This is a genomic window from Rhizobium sp. BK377 (assembly GCF_014193935.1).
GTDB lineage: Bacteria > Pseudomonadota > Alphaproteobacteria > Rhizobiales > Rhizobiaceae > Rhizobium.
Map to the genome: position 1 here is coordinate 38,152 of NZ_JACIAC010000002.1, position 18,722 is coordinate 56,873.

Below are 18,722 nucleotides of genomic sequence, written 5' to 3' on the forward strand. Positions count from 1 at the left end.
CCTGGCCCTTGATATGGATGGCCGTCGAGATGACCCACACTATCGCGGGCCTTCGATATAGAGGGGAAAGGGTACAGACCTCTATTCGTTCCACGACCGAACATATTTGAGAGGAAGCCGCGCGGAGGGAAGACTGACGGCATCCGGAGCGCCCCTGACGTCAGCTGCCGTTTTCGCTTGGTGCAAAGAGTGCCTTGGCGATCTCGGCAAGTGCGACCGGGCTCCCCGATGAGCCTGTAGCCGCCGTATCTTGCGGCACATTCACGTCGACCCGTGTCAGAACTCGATCCAGGTTTCCAGCCGGGCCTTCCGGAAGGATTGTTGGGCACTTGCCGGCGCCGCGCTGTTAGCCGCTCAGTAGGCTCAAGAGATGCTGCACATGCCGATGAACGGCATCCGCACTCTCCTCTGCCGATAGCGAGGTAACATCGAGGTTGAGTTTATTGACATGCTCGGGATTGAGCACCTGCAGCGTCCGGCTGCGTTCCCGCGAGGCTTCGGCATCGACCGATTTTAACCGCTTGCGCCGCTCCGCTATGGCAACCCGCCGCGCCAGTTCCTCCACCTCGCAAAGCAATCGCACCGGCACCAGCAGCGATCGCCGCTGCTCGGCAGCGTCGGCAATCTGTTGGAAGGTTCGATGACTGCGCTCGTCGTCCTGAATGCCGGCATGGGTGAAGATGAAATTGACTGAAGGCGTGCTGAAGGCGACGATCGTATCCAGAACCGCCTGCCGCACCCTGCCCGTTTGCTCCCAAATCTCCTTGGGCAACGGCGTTGTCAGATCATGATCGAGAACGCCGAGCACCGGGTTGTTGACCCAGTGATTGTCGATGATTTTTGCCGAAAGAAGCGGGCTCAACTGCTTGGCGATGGTGAGCTTGCCGCTGCCCGGAAAGCCGATGAGCAGGAGGAAGATGCCATTCATGGGGGCGCAACTTCATGAACAGGTTGACGACAATAGTTTTGTGCGAATGGGCGCATGACACCTCTCAAGCTTCAACAAATATTGTTAGATATTGATAGGGCGAAACTGTCGCTGTCACCGTCGGCATCAGCGACGCTGACTCAGACCTCTCCGTAATGTCAGCTTATTTGCAGACGGCTCGTCCGCCCCTGCGCGACATGAGATCAAAGTGGAAATGGTTCCAGTGCTCCGGATTGTAGCCGGGGCCGAGCACGGTAGTGAAATAATTGCAGCTGTCGCTGCGCACCGCCTTCAGCAGGCGCCCTTCGCGGAAGGAGAACAGTCCCTTCTTGCGCACGTCGATTTCATGGCCGTCTTTCAGCACGAACTTGCCGACATCGATGGCGTTGCCTTTCGCGTGTTCCGATATCGGATTGTATCTCTGGCGGCTGTTGTTCATGCGCCGGCAGGAGTAGCCGCCAAGCGGCTCGATGGTGCGAATGCCGGTCCAGTAGCGGAATCGGGCCGACGGTGCGAGTTCGTTCTTCACCCATTTGGCGAAGGCGAGTGTCACCTGGCAATTCAGAACCACCGCCGGCTTGACGCCGATATTACCCGAAAGGCCCTTCAGCGACACCGGATATGGCACTTGGCATGACGGCCCGTTGGAGATCGGCGGGCGGTCCTCGAAGATCACGCCCATACGCTTCAGTTCGCGCCGGCAGGAAAGCTCCGAGGCCGGCATGGCGCCGGGATCGACGGGAGTTGCCGGCTCGCTCATCATGGGATTGTTCGGCCGCAGCATGGCGACCTGTTCCGGCTCATCCTCTTCCGGTACGCGCGTCGGCGCAAGAACCGGGCTGCCGTCGCTCCAGGTCTGCGCACGGTTGCCTGCGGCGCGCATCGGCGCACGGCTCATCTGGCTGGCGGCGACCGGCTGCGGCATGGTCCGCTGGTTGAGTTGTCTCGGATTATCGGTGCCGATACCGTCGACGACGGGCTGGGTGGCGTTGCCCTCGGCAATCTGCTGCTGCTCGTCCTGCGCCAGCCCCACCACCGGCTCGTTATCAGATCCGGCGCCGAGTTCCTCATCCATATTGACGCCCCCTTCGGGAACGGCGAGCGGCTTCACGCCGCCCCAGTTGCCGCCGGATGCCTCTTGCTGCTGGCCCTGTTGCTGGGCGAGCGCCTCGTCGCTGTCGATCATCGGCAAGCGCCGCCGCCCTTGCTGGGGCGTGCCCATGGGCGCCGATGGCTGTGCCGGGGCGCGCATCTGCTGGCCCGTTCCGGCAAGGTTTGGCGTATCGAGATAATCGATCTGCCCCTGCGTATTGCCGACGGGAGCGCTGGCGACAGGATAGGGTTGCTGGCTCTCGACCGTCGCCATGCGCGCGGCCCCGCGCGCCGGCGTGATGGAGCTCACCCTGGTGCCATGATCGACATTCTCAGGCGGCACCAGGCCGTCGCTGATCGAACAGGTCGTCAATGCCGCAGAAAGCAGGACTGGCAAGGCGGTACGCCGGAGAAGGGAAAGGAACGCCATACTTATCGCTTCCGCATGCGGCCTGTGATCGGAAAACCTCGATTCAAATTTAATTAAAAACGGTGAATGAAAGCTTTACGTGTGGAGAATGGCTTATCGTGAGGGTCAACACTCGCTGGAGAGGTATCTCGACACCGCGGGATTAGAGGATGCCCTTGAAAGCCGTTTGGTGAGCCGGTCCGCTCAAGCTTTCCACCGCACATCGCGAAAGGCGCAAACGAAATGAACACACTTGAAATCCGCATCAAAGAAATCCGTGCACGCGAGGAGGCCTTGCATCGGCCGGAGATACGCCGCTCCCGCCAGGCCTTGGAAGATCTGCTGGCGGAGAGCTTTTGCGCATTCGGCGCATCGGGGACAGTTTATCGGCGCGCCGACATGATCGAACTTATGCTGCAGGAAAGCGACAGCGCCGGTAACGGCGAACTTTATTCCGGCGACTATGCCTTAAGACCGATCTCGGCCGATGCTGCCCTCCTGACCTACCGCACATGGCGCAAGCAGGCGGACAGATCGGAGCGGCATGTGCTGCGCAACTCAATCTGGAAATACGACGGACGGCGCTGGCAGATGCTCTTCCACCAGGGCACGCCGACACGGCACTAGCGCCGCAAGCGGATCGTCGATCCGGCGCCGGCGCCTCCGCGAAGGCCGGTCATTGCTTTGGGCCTATTGGCATCCCCAGCCGGCACCATACCTACTGCACCATAAGCCCGTACTCAGAAAAACAACCGATGGAAGCGGCAGTAGAAAAATTACTCGAGCGCTACTAACGCCTTTTCCGGCAGGCACTCGCCGGCAAAGCCGATATGGATGAGGTCGCCACCCTCTATGCCTCCGATGTCATCGCCGCCTCGCCTGCCGGAGTCAGGTCCGGCAAGAATGACGATGGACTCAGGCGGATGATGGCGCAGGGGTTATGAGCGCTATCGCTCCATTGGCACCAAGGAGATGACGCTTCGGCATATTCGCCTTTCGACGATCGATGAGAGCCACTGTGTTGCCCATGTCGCCTGGAGGGCAACTTATGCCCGCAAGGACCAACCGGACACCGACATTGACTTCGAGGTCCATTACCTCGTGCAGGTTCTGGATGGAGATGCGAAAGTCTTTGGCTGGGTCTCCGGCGACGAGCAGGCGCTCTTGAAGCAGCATGGTATCGGCTGACGCGCTGCCAGACCTGACCTGTCTTCGGAGGAAAAACATAGGGCCGCGGCAACCAACGCCGCGGCCCTTTGTCGTCACATCAGCAGCCTGTCAAGCCGCCCGGCCGTACTGGGCACCCTGCCCGGCCTGACCGCGCAGCCGGAACTTCGACAGCAGCGCCCGCAGTTGCTGGCTTTCCTCCGCAAGGGTCTGGCTGGCGGCCGTGGTCTCCTCGACCATCGCCGCATTCTGCTGGGTCATCTGGTCCATATGATTGACCGAGGTGTTGATCTCGTGCAGCCCGGTCGCCTGTTCGCGGGCGGCGGTGGCGATGGTGTCGACATGGGCGTTGACGCGGTTCACCAGGGCCTCGATTTCGACCAGCGCATCGCCGGTGGAGCGCACCAGCGCCACGCCGCCTTCGACTTCGGCTGCCGAGCTCGAAATCAGCGTCTTGATCTCCTTGGCCGCATTGGCCGAGCGCTGCGCCAGCTCGCGTACTTCCTGCGCCACAACGGCAAAACCGCGGCCCGCCTCGCCCGCACGGGCCGCTTCCACGCCGGCGTTCAGCGCCAGGAGGTTGGTCTGGAAGGCGATCTCGTCGATGACGCCGATGATCTGGCTGATGCGGCTCGAACTATTCTCGATGCGGCTCATGGCCGAGACGGCGTTGCGGACGATCTCACCGGATTTGCCGGCACTCGTCTTCGTCTCCGCCACCATGCTGCGTGCCTCATTGGCACGCTCGGAGGCGGTGCGCACCGTGGCGGTGATCTCGTCGAGCGCGGCTGCAGTCTCTTCGAGCGCTGCGGCCTGCTGCTCGGTGCGCTTGGAGAGGTTGTTGGTCGCCTCGCTGATATCTCGGGCGCTGTCATTGACGACATGGCTCGATTCCGCGATCGCATTGATGACGCTGTTCAACGCATCGACGGCGGCGTTGAAGTCGGACCTGAGCTTGGCGTAATCCTGGCCGAGATCATCGATTGCAACCGTCAGGTCACCCGCTGCAAGCCGTTCCAGCCCGGCGCCGAGCGCGCGCATCGCCGCCGTCTGGCGTTCGGAGGACGAGCGCAGGCTCGCCTCGTTGCCGCGCCGCTCGCTTTCGATCTCCTGCCGGCGCTCGTCTTCGCGAACGCGCAGTTCCGCCCGCTCGGCAACGGAGTCGCGCAGCACGATCAGCGATTTCGCCATCTGGCCGATCTCGTCGCGCCGGTCGGCGTCTGATATCTCCACGGAAGCGTCTTCGTCGGCAATCGCATTCATAGCGGCCTTCAGACGTGCAACCGGCGTCGTCACGCTGCGCACGATGGCATAGGCGATGGCGAGGGTGGCGATGGCGCCGATCAGGCAGAGAGCCGCGGCCCAGATCGCATTCTGGCGATAGAGCGCAGCAAGGTCATCCGCATAGACGCCGGTGCCGACGACCCAGCCCCAGGGCTGAAAACCTGCCACGTGCGAATATTTCAGCACCGGCTGGTCGGCGCCGGGCTTCGGCCAATAGTAATCTACGAAGCCTTGCCCGTTCGCCTTCACCGTATTGACGAATTCGACGAACAGGAACTTGCCGTTCGGGTCCTTGTTCTGTGTGAGATCCTTGCCGTTGAGTTCGGGCTTGACCGGATGCATCACCATCGTAGGATGCATGTCGTTGATCCAGAAATAGCCGGTACCGCCGCCGTAGCGCATCGAGGCGATCACTTCCTTGGCGGCCTCCTGCGCCTGCTCGCGGGTCATCGTGCCCGCCTGCTCCAGCTTGTAATATTTGTCGAAGATGGCAAGCGCCGTGGCGTCCATCTGCGCCAGACCGGCTTTGCGCTCGGCTTCCAGCTCGCGATAGGAATAGTTGAGGAAGAAGATCATCGTCGCGGCAAGCACGACTAGCGCGAAGGCGACGAGGCTGTAGAGGCGGGTTGAAATCCTGATGTTGCGCATGGGGTTCCGGCGGCTCTCATATGTGACAATGATCAGATACTGATGGAGGTCGCTTACCGGACGGTAAAACTTGATTAGAATATTTTGAAAAAACGCTGCGTAAGGCGATCAGGCGGCCACGATGCAACATCAAGCAATTGAATTCAAACCGCATTTTAACGACTGACGACTTTGCGCAACCAGCAGATATCTTTCGGGTACACGGCCCGAACAGTCGGTTTTGCGGGCCTTCGCACCGCCTGGCCTTTGCATTAGGGTGATTCTACATGAATCACCGGCCAGATAAGGAGCCCTTGATGACCGATGCCGCCAAGCCGACAGGCGAACTCACCTTGCGTACGCTCGCCATGCCTGGGGACGCCAATCCGGCCGGCGATATTTTCGGCGGGTGGGTCATGGCGCAGATGGACCTGGCAAGCGGCATCCGCGCCGCCGAGCGCGCAAGGGGCCGCGTCGTCACCGCCGCCGTCAAGGAAATGGCCTTCGAACTGCCGGTCAAGATCGGCGATACGCTGTCGATCTATACCGAGGTGGAGCGCGTCGGCCGCACCTCGATCACGCTGAGGGTTGAAGCCTGGGCGCACCGCTCACGCTACAACCAGCAGGAAAAGGTCACCGCCGGCACCTTCATCATGGTGGCGCTCGACGAGGACGGCAAACCCAAGGTCGTCCCCCAGGAGTGAGATGATGCAGGCGGCGGCGACACCGGAAGTCTACGTCTACATCCGCACCGTGATGTCGATGGTGATCGGCCTCTCGCTCGCCCGCCTGCTGACCGGCCTCGGCGGCATCGTGCAATCGCCTGGCAAATTCAGGGTCTACTGGGTGCATCTCGGCTGGGTCGCCTCGATGTTCCTGTTCATCATCCATTTCTGGTGGTGGGAATATCGCCTGCAGTCGCTCGCCGTCATCTCCTTCGGCGTCTACCTCTTCCTCATCAGTTTCTGCTGCCTGTTCTTCTTCCTCTGCGTGCTGATCTTTCCGACGACGATCGAGGATTACGGCGGCTACGAGGAATATTTCATCTCGCGGCGGCGTTGGTTCTTCGGCATGCTGGCCGTGACCTATGCAGTGGATTTTCTGGATACATTGCTGAAGGGCAAAGCATATCTCGCGGCGCTCGGGTGGGAATATCCGGCGAGGAATGCCGCCTATATCGTTCTGTGTATCGTGGCCGCGTGGACGGCAAATCGCCGATTTCATGCGGTGTTCGTGAGCATTGGCCTCATCTACCAGATTACGTGGATCTTCCGGCTGTATGATTTCATTTGAGGCTCTCTTCTCCCTCATTCCTGTGACAAGCACAGGAATGAATGCCTTAACCCCGCAAAAACTGAGACCCCTTGTCGAAACTCAGCCCCGGGAAAATCTTCCCCGTCAGGTCCCCGGCCGAGACATCGAACTGACGATAAAGCATCGCCGCCGCCAGTTCCCGCACATCGGCGGTCGGCATCAGGTCGCGATCGTCGAGCAGGCTGCCATCTGCAATCCCCGGCCATTTACCGAGAATGCGCCCGCCATCGATTGCTCCGCCCGCCAGCACCGCGCAGCCGCCCGTGCCATGGTCCGTGCCGCCGGAACCGTTCTCGCGCACCGTCCGGCCGAATTCGGTCATGGCGAGCACCACCGTCTTCGACCAGAGACCCGCACCCATCGTCGCCTTCAATGTCGTGATCGCCTGTGCCAGATCCTGCACCGGCCGCTTGAACTGGTTAAGCTGGCCGACATGCGTATCCCAGCCGGTGATCGAGAAGCTGGCAATGCGGTAATCGCCCTTCAGCATGTTGCCGGCAAGAGCCGCCACATCGGTGATCTTCTCGCCGCGCTGGCTGGAAGGTTCAGCCATCATGGAAGCGCTGTTGGCCCGCATCGCCTCGTCCATCGCCTTCGCAAAGGCCGGATCGCCGTCATAGAGGCGCATCAGGAACTGCATCTCGTCCTTGGCAGGTCCGAGATTGGAATCGGAAGCCCAGACATCGACATTGTTCGGGCCTGTCAGGATCAGCTCCGTGGAGGTGTTGACGTCGATCGCCTTTCGCGCATCCGATCGCGGGATGACGGCAAGCGCCCGATTGAGCCAGCCGGTCCTCTCCTCGGCCACATGTTCGCCGCCGGATTCCAGCATGTCCTGCCCGTCGAAGTGGCTGCGCTGGTCGCGATAGGGCGTCGAAACGGCATGGACGAAAGAAAGCTCCTTCGCCTTCCAGAGCGGCATCAGATCGGCGGCGGCCGGGTTCAGGCCGAAATGCCCGTCGAGATCGATGAGCCCCTTGTCCGGCGTCAGCGCCAAGGTCGGCCGAAAAGCCGCAAAACCGGCATCGCCGTAAGGCTGTACGAGATCGAGCCCGTCCATCGCGCCACGCAGCACGATCGTCACGAACCTGTTTTCGCCTGGCATCGCCGCGAAAGTGACGGGCGTGACGATGGGTGCTGCGGCAAGACAGCAGGCGGAGGCAAGGAAACCGCGCCGGGAAAGCGTAAACTCTGTCATGACAGGCTCCTATCGGCGATTGAATTCGGGAGAAGCGAGCACCAGCGTCAAGCCGCTGATCTTGTTCGGTGCCTGCGAGACGACACGGATCGTCTCGTCACGGGCGGCATCGGCGAGCGTCGCTTTCAGGAATTCGCGCGGATCGGCATCCTTGCCGAACTGGGCGCTGGCGCGGCGTGCCCATGACAGGCGCTCCGAAAGCTGGCTTGCGGTGATCCAGGCGGAAAAACCTTCCTCGAAGCCGGCCGGGCTTGGCGGCAGCCATGTCGGCTGGCCCATGCGGCGAAGAGCACCCTGCCCGAGCGCACGCGCCGTCTGGAAAGCCTTGCGCCGCTTGATCCTGGCCTCGTCATCGACGCTCGGCGGCGCGTTCGTTGCTTGAGCGTCGGGGGCCTGAGCATCGGGTGCTTCAGTATCAGGAGCTTGCGCATCCGGCGATCGCCTATCCGATCCGGCATCCTCCGTCCGCGTCATTGCCATCATGTCGTCGCCATCGCCATCTTCCTGCTGATAGGCCTGCATGAAGGCAGCGACATCGCCCGCGCCCGCGCCGCTGTTCAGCGCCCGAAGCCCGGTGACGATAAAATCGAAAGGCTGGCGCGCCTTGGCGCCCTCATCCCGCCAAGCGGCCGGATGGTCGAGCATGGCACGGTAGACGGCCGATAGCTCGCCATCCGTCTTCTTCCATGCTTCACTCATGGCAGCGATCATATCCTGCGGCGGCTGGTCCGAGATGAAATGCACCGCAAGCTTGCGGCTGATATGCTCGGCCGTCTTCGGATTGGCCGCGAGATCGTCAAGCATCGCGAGATAATCCTCGCGCCTGCGCTTCGCCCCGCCATAGCTCACACCGAGCACTTCATGTCTGCCGGGCTCGGATATCTGCGGGCGGAAGTCCGTCTCCATCTCCTTCTGGTCGACGGTGAGCCCGGTCAGCACCATGGCCGCCGAGCGCACGTCGGCCTGCGTATAGCCGCTGCCGGCGCCGAGTGTGTGCAATTCCAGAAGCTCGCGGCCGAGATTTTCGTTCAGTCCCTTATTGCGCCGCATGCCGCCTTGGGATCCGGCCCGAGCGACTGGGCCTGATCGAGATAGATCAGCATGGAGGGATGCTCCGTGGCGCGGCGCAGCAGCGTTGCGAATTTCCCGCCCATGTAAGGCCGGATTGCCTCTGCCTCGTAAAGCGGCACGATCAGCCGCATTGGCAGGCTCTTGGCGGCACTCGTAGAAAAATGGTTGGTCCAGAAGGTCGCGAGCCGCTGGTTGAAACCATCGGGCGAAAGCACCGCCTGCATCAGCCGCGCATTCGCATCCATCTGGAAGAGCATCTGTGCGCGGCGCTGCAGAAGCCGCCGCTGCTGCCGGCGATCGAGATCGTCGCGATCGGTCTGCCGGATCTGTTTCAGCCGGTCCTGCAGGTCGAGCAGCGCAGCACGCCGCGCCTCGATGCCGCCGACCGGAAAGCGCGGCACGCTGCCGGCACCGCGCGTTACCTGCGCGATCAGATCATCCTTGGTTTGCGGCAAGGCCTCGCCCGGCCGCAACCCATAGCCGAAACGGATCGCCGCCATCGTCGGAAAAGACAGGCTCATGACCACTCACCTCCTCATCACCAGACGGTGACAGGGTCTCAGCCAATTGCGACGGCAGTCTGTAGGAAATGCGGCGATTTTCCGACATGGACGATTTGTAATCTATTGAAATCGTTAGGATAGACCTGCTGCATCGCCGCATTTGCCACGCTGCCTGCCCTTGCGTCGTCGACTTTGTCAAAGCCTGCGAAGCGGCGGACACACCGGCCGAACCTGTCGTTATCGTCTGGTGGTGGCGGCCGGCGACAGAGCCTCCAGCCTCCCGGGCAGATATCCCGTCAACCCCGGAAGATGAAAGACGCGCCGATTGCAATCAGCGCAAAGCCGATGGCATGGTTCCAGGTCAGGTCCTCGCCAAGCCAGAAAATCGAGAAGCCGGCAAAGACGATCAGCGTAATGACTTCCTGCATCGTCTTCAGCTGCGCCGTCGAATAGACGGCCGAGCCGATGCGGTTGGCGGGAACCGCCAGGCAATATTCGAAGAAGGCGATGCCCCAGCTGGCGAGAATGGCGAGGAAGATCGCGCTGCCCTTGTGCTTCAGATGCCCATACCAGGCAAAGGTCATGAAGATGTTGGAGGCAAAGAGCATGATCACCGGCCAGAAGGCGGCCGGGTTGAGCGAAAACGGCATGGGCTGATCCTGTAGGTGAAGCCGAAAGTGGACCGCACGTTTAGCAGCGGTTTTCAGGCAATCAAGTCTTGATCGACCAATATTGCCTCAGCCGCCGTGCTTTTCCGATGCGCGATAAAGACGCGGGCTCGACATGTCGCTGGGCGGCTCGCCCTCGACCATCACCTTGTTGCGCCCTGCGTCCTTTGCGGCGTACAGCGCCTTGTCGGCCCGCGCGATCTGCTCATAGAGAGAATGATCGGCAGAATTGGCGGCGGCGACACCGAAGCTTGCGGTGATCCCGCCGTCGAAACCGATCGGCCCGCCGTCGAAACCGATCGGCCCGCCGTCGAAGCCGTTCGGCTTGCGGTTAGCGCTGGCAAAGGCAAGCCGCAGCCGGTTGGCGAAATCGGCAGCCGAAGCCAGCGGCGTTGCGGGCAGGAAGATCACGAATTCCTCGCCACCGAACCGCGCCGCAAAGCAGCCCTCCGGCAGCCGCGCCTGCAGCATCTCGGCAAAGGCGCGGATTACCTCATCGCCGGGTCCGTGGCCAAACGTGTCATTCACCCATTTGAAATTGTCGATGTCGCAGATGATGACGGCGCCTTGCGCCCCTTTCCTCTCCTCGACCATGCGATCGAAGCCGCGCCGGTTCAGCATGCCGGTCATCGGATCGCGCTCTGCGGCGTCGCGATGCGCGGCGATCGTATCGAGCGTCGTTGCCGAAAGCGCCGAAAGCGCAAACATCAGCGCCAGGATGGAAGCCGTCGCCTGCATCGTGAAGGCATATTGCGACGAGATGAAATCCTCATGGCCGCCATAGGATGGCACGATGAAGACGAAGACCACATTGCGGATGATGATATCGGCAATGACGAGGCCGGAGACGGCAAGCAGCAGCTTGTCAGCCGCATGGCGCATGTGCCGCAGACTGACAGCGACGGCAAAGCCGAGCAGCACCACGCAGGCAAGATCATTCAGCAGGAACTCTGCCGGAATGCTGACGGCCACCAGCGCCGCATAGAGCATGCCCGCATACATCACCCCGGCAAAGGCAAGACGCAGCCGGAAATAGGAAGGCCGTTTGAAACGGGCGAGCACTGCGCCGGAATAGAAAATGAACGCGAGAAGGAACAACGCATCGGCAATGGCAGAGGCGGTGCGCTCTTCAAGCAGGCTATCGAAAAGCGGAACGGAAAACGCGGCCGCAGAGAAAAGATAGCCCGGCCCCCACAACTTCGCTTCCCGCGACCCGAACCGGCCGACGAGCAGGAAGGTGCAGCCGAAAATCAGCATCATGACCGGCAGCAGGAAGGCGAAATTACTATCCATGACCCCTCGCGGCGGACGCAATACAGAACCGGCGCTTCAGAGACGCTAGGACAATGATCTTAAAAAAGGAGAAACCGGCCGGGATCAGAAATTCGGACCAGAACTAGGCATTACGCAGCGGTCGGATGCCCGCAAGGCGAAGACGGACACGATGACCATCGCTGTCCGGGAGCGATTGCATCGGCGCCCCTCCTCGGAGGCGGCCCAGCAAGACAGAGGCGCGCGCGCCCAGCACAGCCCCGCCTTTCAGGTCTTGGGAGCGCAGGGGGCTTCGTGTCTCTCGCCGCCCATCCACCGTAACCACGGCCCGACATGGAACAGGCTCATCAGCCCATACATGGCCGCCATGCCGCTGAGGGCCGATGCGCCATGCATCGGCATTCCGCCCATCGAGCAGATCATGTCTACCGCCGGATCGCTTGCCGAGAGCGCAGCCATCACGGCAAAGGTGGGCGCTGCCGCAAGCGATAACCCGCGCGCGATACCGGGCAGAAGCGGGCCGGCGCTGAGGCCGGCCCCCATCTTCGAAGGCGTGCTCATACCCCTGCCTCGTAACGGTCGTGGTGACGCCACCACACACCCGTTTCGTTGCGCCCCAGCGGTGCGCGGTCGAGCAGCTGGTACATGCCCCAGATCCCGTCCAGCCCGCGGGCATAGGAGGAGTAGCTGTGGTAGATCTCGCCGTCCTGCAGGACGAAGGCGCTGAGGCCGGGGCGGTCGCGGGTGTAGGTGGAGATATCGGTGCCCGTCGTTGCGGCCATCTGTGCCACCGGGCCTTCGCCGCCGCGCAGCTCCCATTCCTGTACCCTCTTGCCGGCCTGCGCATCCGGGTTCGGCGGTTCGCGGCGATAGTTATATTCGATGCTGCCGTCGCGCTGTTCCTGCAGCGTGAACACCACATTGAAATCACGGTTGAAATCGCTGCCGGCCGACGAGGCCCAGTCGAAGGTCCAGCCCATGCGGCGCTTGAATTCCAGGAGTTTGGCCAGCGGCGCGCGGGAGATGGCGGTAAAGGCGACATCGTGATTTTCCAGATGCACGATGACGCCGTTGAAGCCATCGGCGATCGCCGAGCAGGATGGGCAGCCGGCCGTATAGTCCGGCCCGAACATGAAGTGATAGACGAGCAGCTGCGAGCGGCCCTTGAAGAGTGCCGAAAACGGCACGATGCCGGCTTCTGTCTCGAACCGATAATCCTTGTCGATCTTCACCCAGGGCAGCTCCTGGCGGCGCTCGGCCAGTGCATCGCTGCGGCGCGTCAGATCCTTCTCCTCGTCGAGCAGCGCCAGCCGCGCCTGCAGCCATTCCGCCCGTGTTCCGGTCTTGTGCATCATCATGGATCTTCTCCTCACTTTACGTTGAAAGGTCAAAGCCGACGGGCCGTTGCCTGCCGATGGGGAATAAACTAGGTCTGATATCGCAAGGGTGGGAGTTACAAGTGTGACGGGATTCCGATGGACTCGCTGATCGTGGCTGCCGCACAGGCGTTGGCCGTGGGCGATGCGCTGGGCGCAATGAAGCGCGTGGCGCTGCGCGACGACCCACCGGCCCTGGCGCTTCGCGGCATTGCCATGGCCCAGCTCGGCGACCTCCCCCGCGCCAAGGCACTTTTGAAGAGCGCTGCCCAGGCATTCGGTCCGCGCGAGGCAGTGGCCCGCGCCCGCTGCATCGTCGCGGAAGCCGAAATCGCCCTCGTCTCGCGCGATCTCACCTGGCCGGAAAAGGCGCTGGAAGGCGCGCGCGTGACGCTCGAAAGGCGCGGCGACCGCGTCAACGCCGCCCATGCCCGCCACCTGCAGATCCGCCGCCTGCTCCTGATCGGCCACCTCGATGCCGCCGAAAAGCTCCTCGCCGGTCTCGACCCCTCGCCGCTGCCGCCGGCCGCCCGCGCCGGCCATGAGCTCGCCCTTGCCGGCGTCGCGATCCGCAGGCTGCGCACGGAGCCGGCGCGCCAGGCCCTGGCGAGGGCGGCAGAGGCAGCATTGAAGGCCGATATACCATCCCTCGCCATAGAGGTACGCGATGCGGCAAAGGTTCTGGAAGCACCCGCCGCCCGGCTGATCGATGGCGGCACGGAACGGCTGCTGCAGCTTCAGGAGGTCGAGGCGCTGCTTGCCTCCGATACGCTCGTCATCGATGCCTGCCGCAACGTCGTGCGCGCGGGCGGCGAGATCGTGCCGCTCGCAAGCCGGCCGGTACTGTTTGCGCTCGCCCGCGCGCTCGCCGAGGCCGCGCCATCCGATGTCTCCCGCTCAACCCTGCTTGCCCGCGCCTTCCGCGCCCGCCATGCCGATGAATCCCACCGGGCGCGGCTGCGCGTCGAGATCGGCCGGCTGCGTGCGGCCCTTGCCGATCTTGCTGACGTAAAGGCGACGAGCCACGGCTTTGCTCTGATCCCGCATGATGGACGCCCCGTTACGGTGCTCGCGCCACCAATCGAGGAGGAGCATGCCTTCCTGCTGGCACTTCTCGCCGATGGCGAATCCTGGTCCAGCACGGCGCTGGCGATTGCGCTGAACTTGAGCCCGCGTACGGTGCAGCGGGCGCTCGACGCGCTTGAAGCGGCCGGCAAGGTGCAGTTTTTCGGCAACGGGAGAGCACGCCGCTGGATGATGCCGCCTGTCGTCGGCTTCCCGACGACATTGTTACTCCCCGGCCCGCTGCCGAGCGACTAACATCTCGCCTGTAACAGAGGACGGAAACACCATGAAAACATCGCAGGCAGAGATCATCCGCGAATATGGCCCCTTCGAAGGCGCGCGCAACATCGGCGGCGTCACCTATGACGGCAGCAAGGTCTGGTTTGCCGCCGGTGAAAACCTGCGGGCGCTCGATCCCGAAAGCGGCACGGAAATCACCGCCATCGACGTCGCCGCCCATGCCGGCACCGCCTTTGACGGGCGCTATCTCTTCCAGATCGCCGAAGACAAGATCCGCAAGATCGACCCTGAAACCGGCACCGTCGTCGCCACCATCCCCGCCCCCGGCAAAGGCGCCGATTCCGGCATGGCCTGGTGCGAAGGCAGCCTCTGGGTCGGCCAATATCGCGAAAACTGCATCCACCAGATTGATCCGGAGACCGGCAAGATCCTGCGCACCATCGAATCCAAGCGCCATGTCACCGGTGTGACCTGGGTGGATGGCGAGCTTTGGCACGCGACCTGGCAGGATGACAAAAGCGACCTGCGCCGCATCGATCCCAAGACCGGCGACGTTCTGGAACGGCTGGACATGCCTGATGGCACGGGCATTTCCGGGCTGGAATCGGATGGCGGCGACGTATTCTATGCCGGCGGCGGAAGCAGCGGCAAGGTGCGGGCGATCCGCCGACCGCGGTGAGGAACGGCGGGGCAACGAAACCTTAACCATAGGAGAACCGCTTCGGAACCGTCTCTCCTGCCGGAAGTTTTCCTTCTGCAATCGAGCAGGTGAAGTGCCATGGTTCAGTCGTTTCGGGAGCGGTATATCACGCGCGAAGAGCATCAGCGGATCGTCGATTATTACCGGAAGCTGGTGGCGCGGCTCTATGGCGATGTCCGGGACCTGCGAGCGCAGGCTGAGGTGCCGGTGAAGCAGGCTCAACCGGCTGCCGAACGCGCGGGCAAAGCGCCGCATGACCTTGGGCCGAATGTCGTCAGCCTCGGTTCTTACCGCGACCGCCGGAAATCCCGTATCTGACAACCGATATGCTTCAGGGCTGACACGCTCTGCTGCCCGCCGGAGTGGAACCTTCCGGAATCGCACCCGTTGTCATCATAAGGCGCCGAAACCGGCTGCGAGAGCAGAGGCGGCATCACGCGCATCGATGATGATCGAATGCCAGGGAGTGATCACATGGCAAATCTTCACACCGAAAACACCCCGACCTTTGCGACGGGCACGGCCACGAGCAGCCTGACCGCCTTCTTCGACAGCCGCGACGACGCCGAACGCAGCGTCGAGCGCCTCAAGGATGCGGGCATCCCGGCGGACTCGATCCGCCTGTTGCCCGGCTACGAGGCCGACGGCGACCGCGCCAATGTCGCAAGCGACGACCGCTCCGGCTTCTGGGCGATGCTGGCGGGCTGGCTCTTTCCCGACGAGGATCGCGCCGTCTATGCCGAGGGCCTGCGCCGCGGCGGCTTCCTCGTTTCCCTGCAGGTCGACGATGCAAACTATGAGACCGCGCATGATATCCTTGACGACGAAGGCTCGATCGACATGGACGAACGCGCCGCCCACTGGCGGCGCGAAGGCTGGGAAGCCCAGCGCTCCACCGAAGCCCATGACGTCTCGAGCGACGAACGCAACGGTGCGGCGGAAGGCGACATCACCGTATCGGAAGACGCGTTCGCGCCGGATCGGTCTGCAACGGAACGCGCGATGGCATCGTCGACCGTATCGGATGACGCCGCGCCGGCCGCCGACGAACCCGCCGTCTCCAATGACGCTCAGGTTGGCGAGGAAACCGGCGTGCCGAAGATGGCATCCGGCCGCAGCGAGACGCTCGAGGAAAGCGCGAAGAAGATGGAAGCGAAACCTCGTAACGATCAGGCAGGCCAATCGCAATCGCAGAGCAGCAGTGGACAGAGCCAGTCGCAGGGTTTTCGGCGGGAATAGACCACGGCAGCTAGCGCCGGCTCACCCCGGCACCCTGCCCCGGCAGGCCCAGGCCACCGACGCAAACGACCGCGGCCCATCAGGCTCTCCGGCCTCATAAGCATCCCTGACCGCAGCATCGACCCTCCTGCGCATTTCCGCATCCAGCCCTGCCACATATTTGCCGAGCGGGCCTTCGCCGGCAGCGATCGGCGCCCAGTAGTCGGCAAACGAGCCGTAATCCATGCGGATGGTCAGCGAGGTCTCCTCGACATCGACAAGGCCGTTGCCGACAAAGCTCGCCTTCATCTCTCCCGGCTGCGTCATCGGCTGGAAAGAATAGCGGTGGCGCATGGCCCGCGCATTGGCGTCGATCATCACCACCGTATCCCACATCATGCGCATGCCGGACATGCCGCCATAATGATCCCAGACGGCCGCGGCAACGACACCATCGGGACGCACGACCCGCCGCATCTCGGCCACCGCCTTGCCGGCCTCGGGTACGAAATGCAGCACGAGCAGCGAGAGCGCCCGGTCGAAGCTGTTATCCTCGAAGGGCAGCGCGCAGGCATCCGCCTGCCGGATCGTGACGCGCAGATCCGTGTTGCGCCGGTTTGCGGCCTCGACGAAGACAGGCGAAAAATCGATGGCCGAGACCGCCTTGAGACCGGGACTCTGCGCCAGCGTGAAGGTAAGGCTTCCCGTGCCGCAGCCGACATCGAGAACGCTTTCCCCATCCGTAAGCCCGGCGAAATCGATGAGCTGGGGCGCGAGCTTTCTGCTCCAGCGTCCCATCAGCTGCTCGTAACCATCGGCACTTTCGACATTGAAACTCGACGCCATCGCAGTCTCCCCCTCGAAAACGGCACAATGTCCGCCCCATTTTTACGACTGCGTGCCAATCACCGCAAGCAGAACCAAACCCCTAATTCATCGAGACGATCGCCGCATTGAGCGCAGTCGCATACCCGACCCACAGGCCGTAGGGAATGAAAAGCGCCGATGATATCAGGTCCCGCCGCCATGAAAGGCCGATGAAGGCGAGGATCGAGAGCAGCAGGACGATGATGATCGCCAGGCCGAGTGCGGGAAGCTGCAGGCCGAAGAAGGCCGGCGACCAGGCAAAGTTCAGGACAAGCTGCGCGATCCAGGCGATCATCGCAGGCGAAGTCCTGCTCTGCTCGAAGGTCCGCGCGCCTGCTGTGCCGATCAGGACATAGAGGATCGTCCAGGCGGGACCGAACAGCCAGTTCGGCGGCGTGAACCAGGGCTTGGCAAGCGAGTCATACCATTCGCCCGGCATATTGATGAGGCCGATCAGAAGCCCGCCGCCGAGGCTCAGCAAAATGAAAACCAGATAATGATCGAAGCGATGCACCGGAACCCCCGCTTTAAGTGACGGTTGAAGTGGCGTCCGGCCGCCGGTCGTCAAGAGCGGTCTCTTCTTCGCCCTCCGTTTCGCAATCACCCAGCTGCCTCCCGACAGCGCAGGGGTGAGAAGAACGTTGCCACGTGAGCAGAGGCCCGGCCCCACCTCCGTCATGCTCGAGCTTGTCCCGAGCATCTGCAACGCCTTTGCGAATAGGACCAGGATTAGATCCTCGGGACAAGCCCGAGGATGACGGAAGCTGCGGTTGTCACACCTATAAACCTACGCCCCTCACGCCTTGTCGAGCACGCTCCAGTCGTACCCCTTCGCCCAGTCGGCATAGCTGTGCCAGCCGACCTCGGGGAACTCCCGGCGCAGCGCTGCGATATCGGCGGAGTAGCCCGTGCGGTCGAACCATTCATACATCAGCGCCGCATCCTCGCTTTGCTGGCGCATGGCCGCAATCGGCAGCTCCTGGAAACGGATCGGCCGGCCGATTGCCTCGGTGAGAATCCTCGCCTGCTCCTCGCCGGAGAGTTCGTCGCCGGCAATATCGAAACGCTTGCCGAAGACCTGTTCGCGGCGCTCGGCAAGCGCGGCAACGAAATGGCCGATATCGTCGATGGCGATCTGCTGCAGCTTGCGGGCCGGCGGCAGGGCTGCGGCATAGACGCCCTGCTTCAGGCCGCCGATCGCCCAGGGAGCCACGGTATTTTCCATGAAGGCGACCGGGGCGCTGATCGTATAGGGAATGCCGAGCCCGGCGACATGCTGTTCGACCAGATATTTGCTGTCGAAATGCGGAATGCCGGTCTTCCTGTCGGCATCGGCGACCGAGCCATAGATGAGATGGCCGATCCCGGCCTCCCTGGCCGCATCGGCAGCGGCGATCCCCTGACGTGTCTCCGCCTCGACGCCGGCCTCGTAGCTGTTGCCCATCAGGTACATCGTGTCGACGCCCCTGGCGGCCCTGACGACCGACGACTTGTCGTCGAGATCGCCGACGACGACCTCGACACCGTCAGCGGCAAGCCGTTTGGCACTGCCGCTGTCCGGCCGGCGCGTCAGCCCCTTGACGCGGTGGCCGCGTGCGGCGAGCGCACGGGCGACGGCGCCGCCCTGCTGGCCGGTCGCGCCCGATACAAGAATGGTTCTGCTGTCGCTCATGTCTCTGCTCCTTCTATTGCCGATGACAGTTGCTGATGATGCAGATTTAGG

Annotated in this window: 19 protein-coding genes and 1 pseudogene; 8 read left to right on the forward strand and 12 right to left on the reverse strand. The window is 62.7% G+C overall.

Annotated elements, in window-relative coordinates:
• Positions 1–346: 346 nt before the first annotated feature.
• Positions 347–928 carry an AAA family ATPase gene (locus tag FHT92_RS08735; RefSeq protein ID WP_183823946.1) on the reverse strand — a complete coding sequence of 194 codons (582 nt, stop codon included), beginning with the start codon at positions 926–928 and terminating at the stop codon, positions 347–349.
• Positions 929–1,091: 163 nt separating this feature from the next.
• On the reverse strand, positions 1,092–2,450 hold the full coding sequence (locus FHT92_RS08740; protein ID WP_183823947.1) for an extensin family protein: 1,359 nt from the start codon (positions 2,448–2,450) through the stop codon (positions 1,092–1,094).
• Positions 2,451–2,672: 222 nt separating this feature from the next.
• Between FHT92_RS08740 and FHT92_RS08745 the strand changes: the two genes are divergently transcribed.
• Together FHT92_RS08745 and FHT92_RS29835 are read left to right on the forward strand one after the other, a co-directional pair.
• Positions 2,673–3,056 (forward strand): DUF4440 domain-containing protein, encoded by a 384-nt coding sequence (locus FHT92_RS08745; RefSeq protein ID WP_183823949.1) that lies wholly within the window; start codon positions 2,673–2,675, stop codon positions 3,054–3,056.
• A gap of 345 nt (positions 3,057–3,401) precedes the next feature.
• Positions 3,402–3,617, forward strand: a complete 216-nt coding sequence (locus FHT92_RS29835) for a hypothetical protein (RefSeq protein WP_409527147.1) — start codon at positions 3,402–3,404, stop codon at positions 3,615–3,617.
• A gap of 90 nt (positions 3,618–3,707) precedes the next feature.
• Here the strand turns inward: FHT92_RS29835 and FHT92_RS08755 are convergent, their stop codons facing one another.
• Positions 3,708–5,528, reverse strand: coding sequence for a methyl-accepting chemotaxis protein (locus FHT92_RS08755; RefSeq protein WP_183823951.1), 1,821 nt, complete (start codon positions 5,526–5,528; stop codon positions 3,708–3,710).
• Between the two features lie 296 nt (positions 5,529–5,824).
• Here FHT92_RS08755 and FHT92_RS08760 point away from each other — a divergent pair, with 296 nt between their 5' ends.
• Both FHT92_RS08760 and FHT92_RS08765 read left to right on the forward strand, forming a co-directional pair.
• Positions 5,825–6,211 carry an acyl-CoA thioesterase gene (locus tag FHT92_RS08760; RefSeq protein ID WP_007816464.1) on the forward strand — a complete coding sequence of 129 codons (387 nt, stop codon included), beginning with the start codon at positions 5,825–5,827 and terminating at the stop codon, positions 6,209–6,211.
• Positions 6,212–6,215: 4 nt separating this feature from the next.
• Positions 6,216–6,800, forward strand: a complete 585-nt coding sequence (locus tag FHT92_RS08765) for a hypothetical protein (RefSeq protein WP_183823953.1) — start codon at positions 6,216–6,218, stop codon at positions 6,798–6,800.
• 46 nt (positions 6,801–6,846) lie between these two features.
• Here the strand turns inward: FHT92_RS08765 and FHT92_RS08770 are convergent, their stop codons facing one another.
• The 6 genes and pseudogenes from FHT92_RS08770 to FHT92_RS08795 form a co-directional block, all read right to left on the reverse strand.
• Complete coding sequence (locus FHT92_RS08770) at positions 6,847–8,019, reverse strand: DUF1501 domain-containing protein (RefSeq protein ID WP_183823955.1); 1,173 nt, start codon at positions 8,017–8,019, stop codon at positions 6,847–6,849.
• 9 nt (positions 8,020–8,028) lie between these two features.
• Positions 8,029–9,611, reverse strand: a pseudogene (locus FHT92_RS08775) (DUF1800 family protein).
• Positions 9,612–9,889: 278 nt separating this feature from the next.
• On the reverse strand, positions 9,890–10,243 hold the full coding sequence (locus FHT92_RS08780; protein WP_183738925.1) for a DMT family protein: 354 nt from the start codon (positions 10,241–10,243) through the stop codon (positions 9,890–9,892).
• A gap of 87 nt (positions 10,244–10,330) precedes the next feature.
• A complete protein-coding gene (locus FHT92_RS08785; RefSeq protein ID WP_183823956.1) occupies positions 10,331–11,554 on the reverse strand; it encodes a GGDEF domain-containing protein in 1,224 nt (407 codons plus the stop codon).
• Between the two features lie 246 nt (positions 11,555–11,800).
• Entirely contained in the window at positions 11,801–12,094 is a 294-nt protein-coding gene (locus FHT92_RS08790) for a hypothetical protein (RefSeq protein ID WP_246735178.1), read from the reverse strand.
• Entirely contained in the window at positions 12,091–12,891 is an 801-nt protein-coding gene (locus FHT92_RS08795; RefSeq protein ID WP_183823958.1) for a DUF899 domain-containing protein, read from the reverse strand. Before FHT92_RS08795 ends, FHT92_RS08790 begins: the two co-directional genes overlap by 4 nt.
• Before the next feature lie 117 nt (positions 12,892–13,008).
• Here FHT92_RS08795 and FHT92_RS08800 point away from each other — a divergent pair, with 117 nt between their 5' ends.
• From FHT92_RS08800 to FHT92_RS08815, 4 genes are all read left to right on the forward strand, one after another.
• On the forward strand, positions 13,009–14,229 hold the full coding sequence (locus tag FHT92_RS08800) for an HTH domain-containing protein (RefSeq protein ID WP_183823960.1): 1,221 nt from the start codon (positions 13,009–13,011) through the stop codon (positions 14,227–14,229).
• 31 nt (positions 14,230–14,260) lie between these two features.
• Entirely contained in the window at positions 14,261–14,893 is a 633-nt protein-coding gene (locus FHT92_RS08805; protein WP_183823962.1) for a DUF5074 domain-containing protein, read from the forward strand.
• A gap of 99 nt (positions 14,894–14,992) precedes the next feature.
• Entirely contained in the window at positions 14,993–15,232 is a 240-nt protein-coding gene (locus tag FHT92_RS08810) for a hypothetical protein (protein ID WP_183823964.1), read from the forward strand.
• A gap of 156 nt (positions 15,233–15,388) precedes the next feature.
• Positions 15,389–16,153 carry a hypothetical protein gene (locus tag FHT92_RS08815; protein WP_183823966.1) on the forward strand — a complete coding sequence of 255 codons (765 nt, stop codon included), beginning with the start codon at positions 15,389–15,391 and terminating at the stop codon, positions 16,151–16,153.
• Positions 16,154–16,174: 21 nt separating this feature from the next.
• Here the strand turns inward: FHT92_RS08815 and FHT92_RS08820 are convergent, their stop codons facing one another.
• From FHT92_RS08820 to FHT92_RS08830, 3 genes are all read right to left on the reverse strand, one after another.
• Positions 16,175–16,978: a class I SAM-dependent methyltransferase gene (locus FHT92_RS08820; protein ID WP_183823968.1), complete on the reverse strand. Its 804-nt coding sequence runs from the start codon at positions 16,976–16,978 to the stop codon at positions 16,175–16,177.
• Between the two features lie 82 nt (positions 16,979–17,060).
• Positions 17,061–17,699: a TspO/MBR family protein gene (locus FHT92_RS29720; RefSeq protein WP_312858755.1), complete on the reverse strand. Its 639-nt coding sequence runs from the start codon at positions 17,697–17,699 to the stop codon at positions 17,061–17,063.
• 96 nt (positions 17,700–17,795) lie between these two features.
• Positions 17,796–18,671 (reverse strand): NmrA/HSCARG family protein, encoded by an 876-nt coding sequence (locus tag FHT92_RS08830; protein WP_183823970.1) that lies wholly within the window; start codon positions 18,669–18,671, stop codon positions 17,796–17,798.
• Positions 18,672–18,722: the final 51 nt, after the last annotated feature.

What these genes read in the sequence shown, in the direction of transcription:
- FHT92_RS08735 (WP_183823946.1), bottom strand. Translation starts at nt 928, where the DNA reads ATGAATGGCATCTTCCTCCTGCTCATCGGCTTTCCGGGCAGCGGCAAG.
- FHT92_RS08740 (WP_183823947.1), bottom strand. Translation starts at nt 2,450, where the DNA reads ATGGCGTTCCTTTCCCTTCTCCGGCGTACCGCCTTGCCAGTCCTGCTT.
- FHT92_RS08745 (WP_183823949.1), top strand. Translation starts at nt 2,673, where the DNA reads ATGAACACACTTGAAATCCGCATCAAAGAAATCCGTGCACGCGAGGAG.
- FHT92_RS29835 (WP_409527147.1), top strand. Translation starts at nt 3,402, where the DNA reads ATGACGCTTCGGCATATTCGCCTTTCGACGATCGATGAGAGCCACTGT.
- FHT92_RS08755 (WP_183823951.1), bottom strand. Translation starts at nt 5,528, where the DNA reads ATGCGCAACATCAGGATTTCAACCCGCCTCTACAGCCTCGTCGCCTTC.
- FHT92_RS08760 (WP_007816464.1), top strand. Translation starts at nt 5,825, where the DNA reads ATGACCGATGCCGCCAAGCCGACAGGCGAACTCACCTTGCGTACGCTC.
- FHT92_RS08765 (WP_183823953.1), top strand. Translation starts at nt 6,216, where the DNA reads ATGCAGGCGGCGGCGACACCGGAAGTCTACGTCTACATCCGCACCGTG.
- FHT92_RS08770 (WP_183823955.1), bottom strand. Translation starts at nt 8,019, where the DNA reads ATGACAGAGTTTACGCTTTCCCGGCGCGGTTTCCTTGCCTCCGCCTGC.
- FHT92_RS08780 (WP_183738925.1), bottom strand. Translation starts at nt 10,243, where the DNA reads ATGCCGTTTTCGCTCAACCCGGCCGCCTTCTGGCCGGTGATCATGCTC.
- FHT92_RS08785 (WP_183823956.1), bottom strand. Translation starts at nt 11,554, where the DNA reads ATGGATAGTAATTTCGCCTTCCTGCTGCCGGTCATGATGCTGATTTTC.
- FHT92_RS08790 (WP_246735178.1), bottom strand. Translation starts at nt 12,094, where the DNA reads ATGAGCACGCCTTCGAAGATGGGGGCCGGCCTCAGCGCCGGCCCGCTT.
- FHT92_RS08795 (WP_183823958.1), bottom strand. Translation starts at nt 12,891, where the DNA reads ATGATGATGCACAAGACCGGAACACGGGCGGAATGGCTGCAGGCGCGG.
- FHT92_RS08800 (WP_183823960.1), top strand. Translation starts at nt 13,009, where the DNA reads ATGGACTCGCTGATCGTGGCTGCCGCACAGGCGTTGGCCGTGGGCGAT.
- FHT92_RS08805 (WP_183823962.1), top strand. Translation starts at nt 14,261, where the DNA reads ATGAAAACATCGCAGGCAGAGATCATCCGCGAATATGGCCCCTTCGAA.
- FHT92_RS08810 (WP_183823964.1), top strand. Translation starts at nt 14,993, where the DNA reads ATGGTTCAGTCGTTTCGGGAGCGGTATATCACGCGCGAAGAGCATCAG.
- FHT92_RS08815 (WP_183823966.1), top strand. Translation starts at nt 15,389, where the DNA reads ATGGCAAATCTTCACACCGAAAACACCCCGACCTTTGCGACGGGCACG.
- FHT92_RS08820 (WP_183823968.1), bottom strand. Translation starts at nt 16,978, where the DNA reads ATGGCGTCGAGTTTCAATGTCGAAAGTGCCGATGGTTACGAGCAGCTG.
- FHT92_RS29720 (WP_312858755.1), bottom strand. Translation starts at nt 17,699, where the DNA reads ATGCTCGGGACAAGCTCGAGCATGACGGAGGTGGGGCCGGGCCTCTGC.
- FHT92_RS08830 (WP_183823970.1), bottom strand. Translation starts at nt 18,671, where the DNA reads ATGAGCGACAGCAGAACCATTCTTGTATCGGGCGCGACCGGCCAGCAG.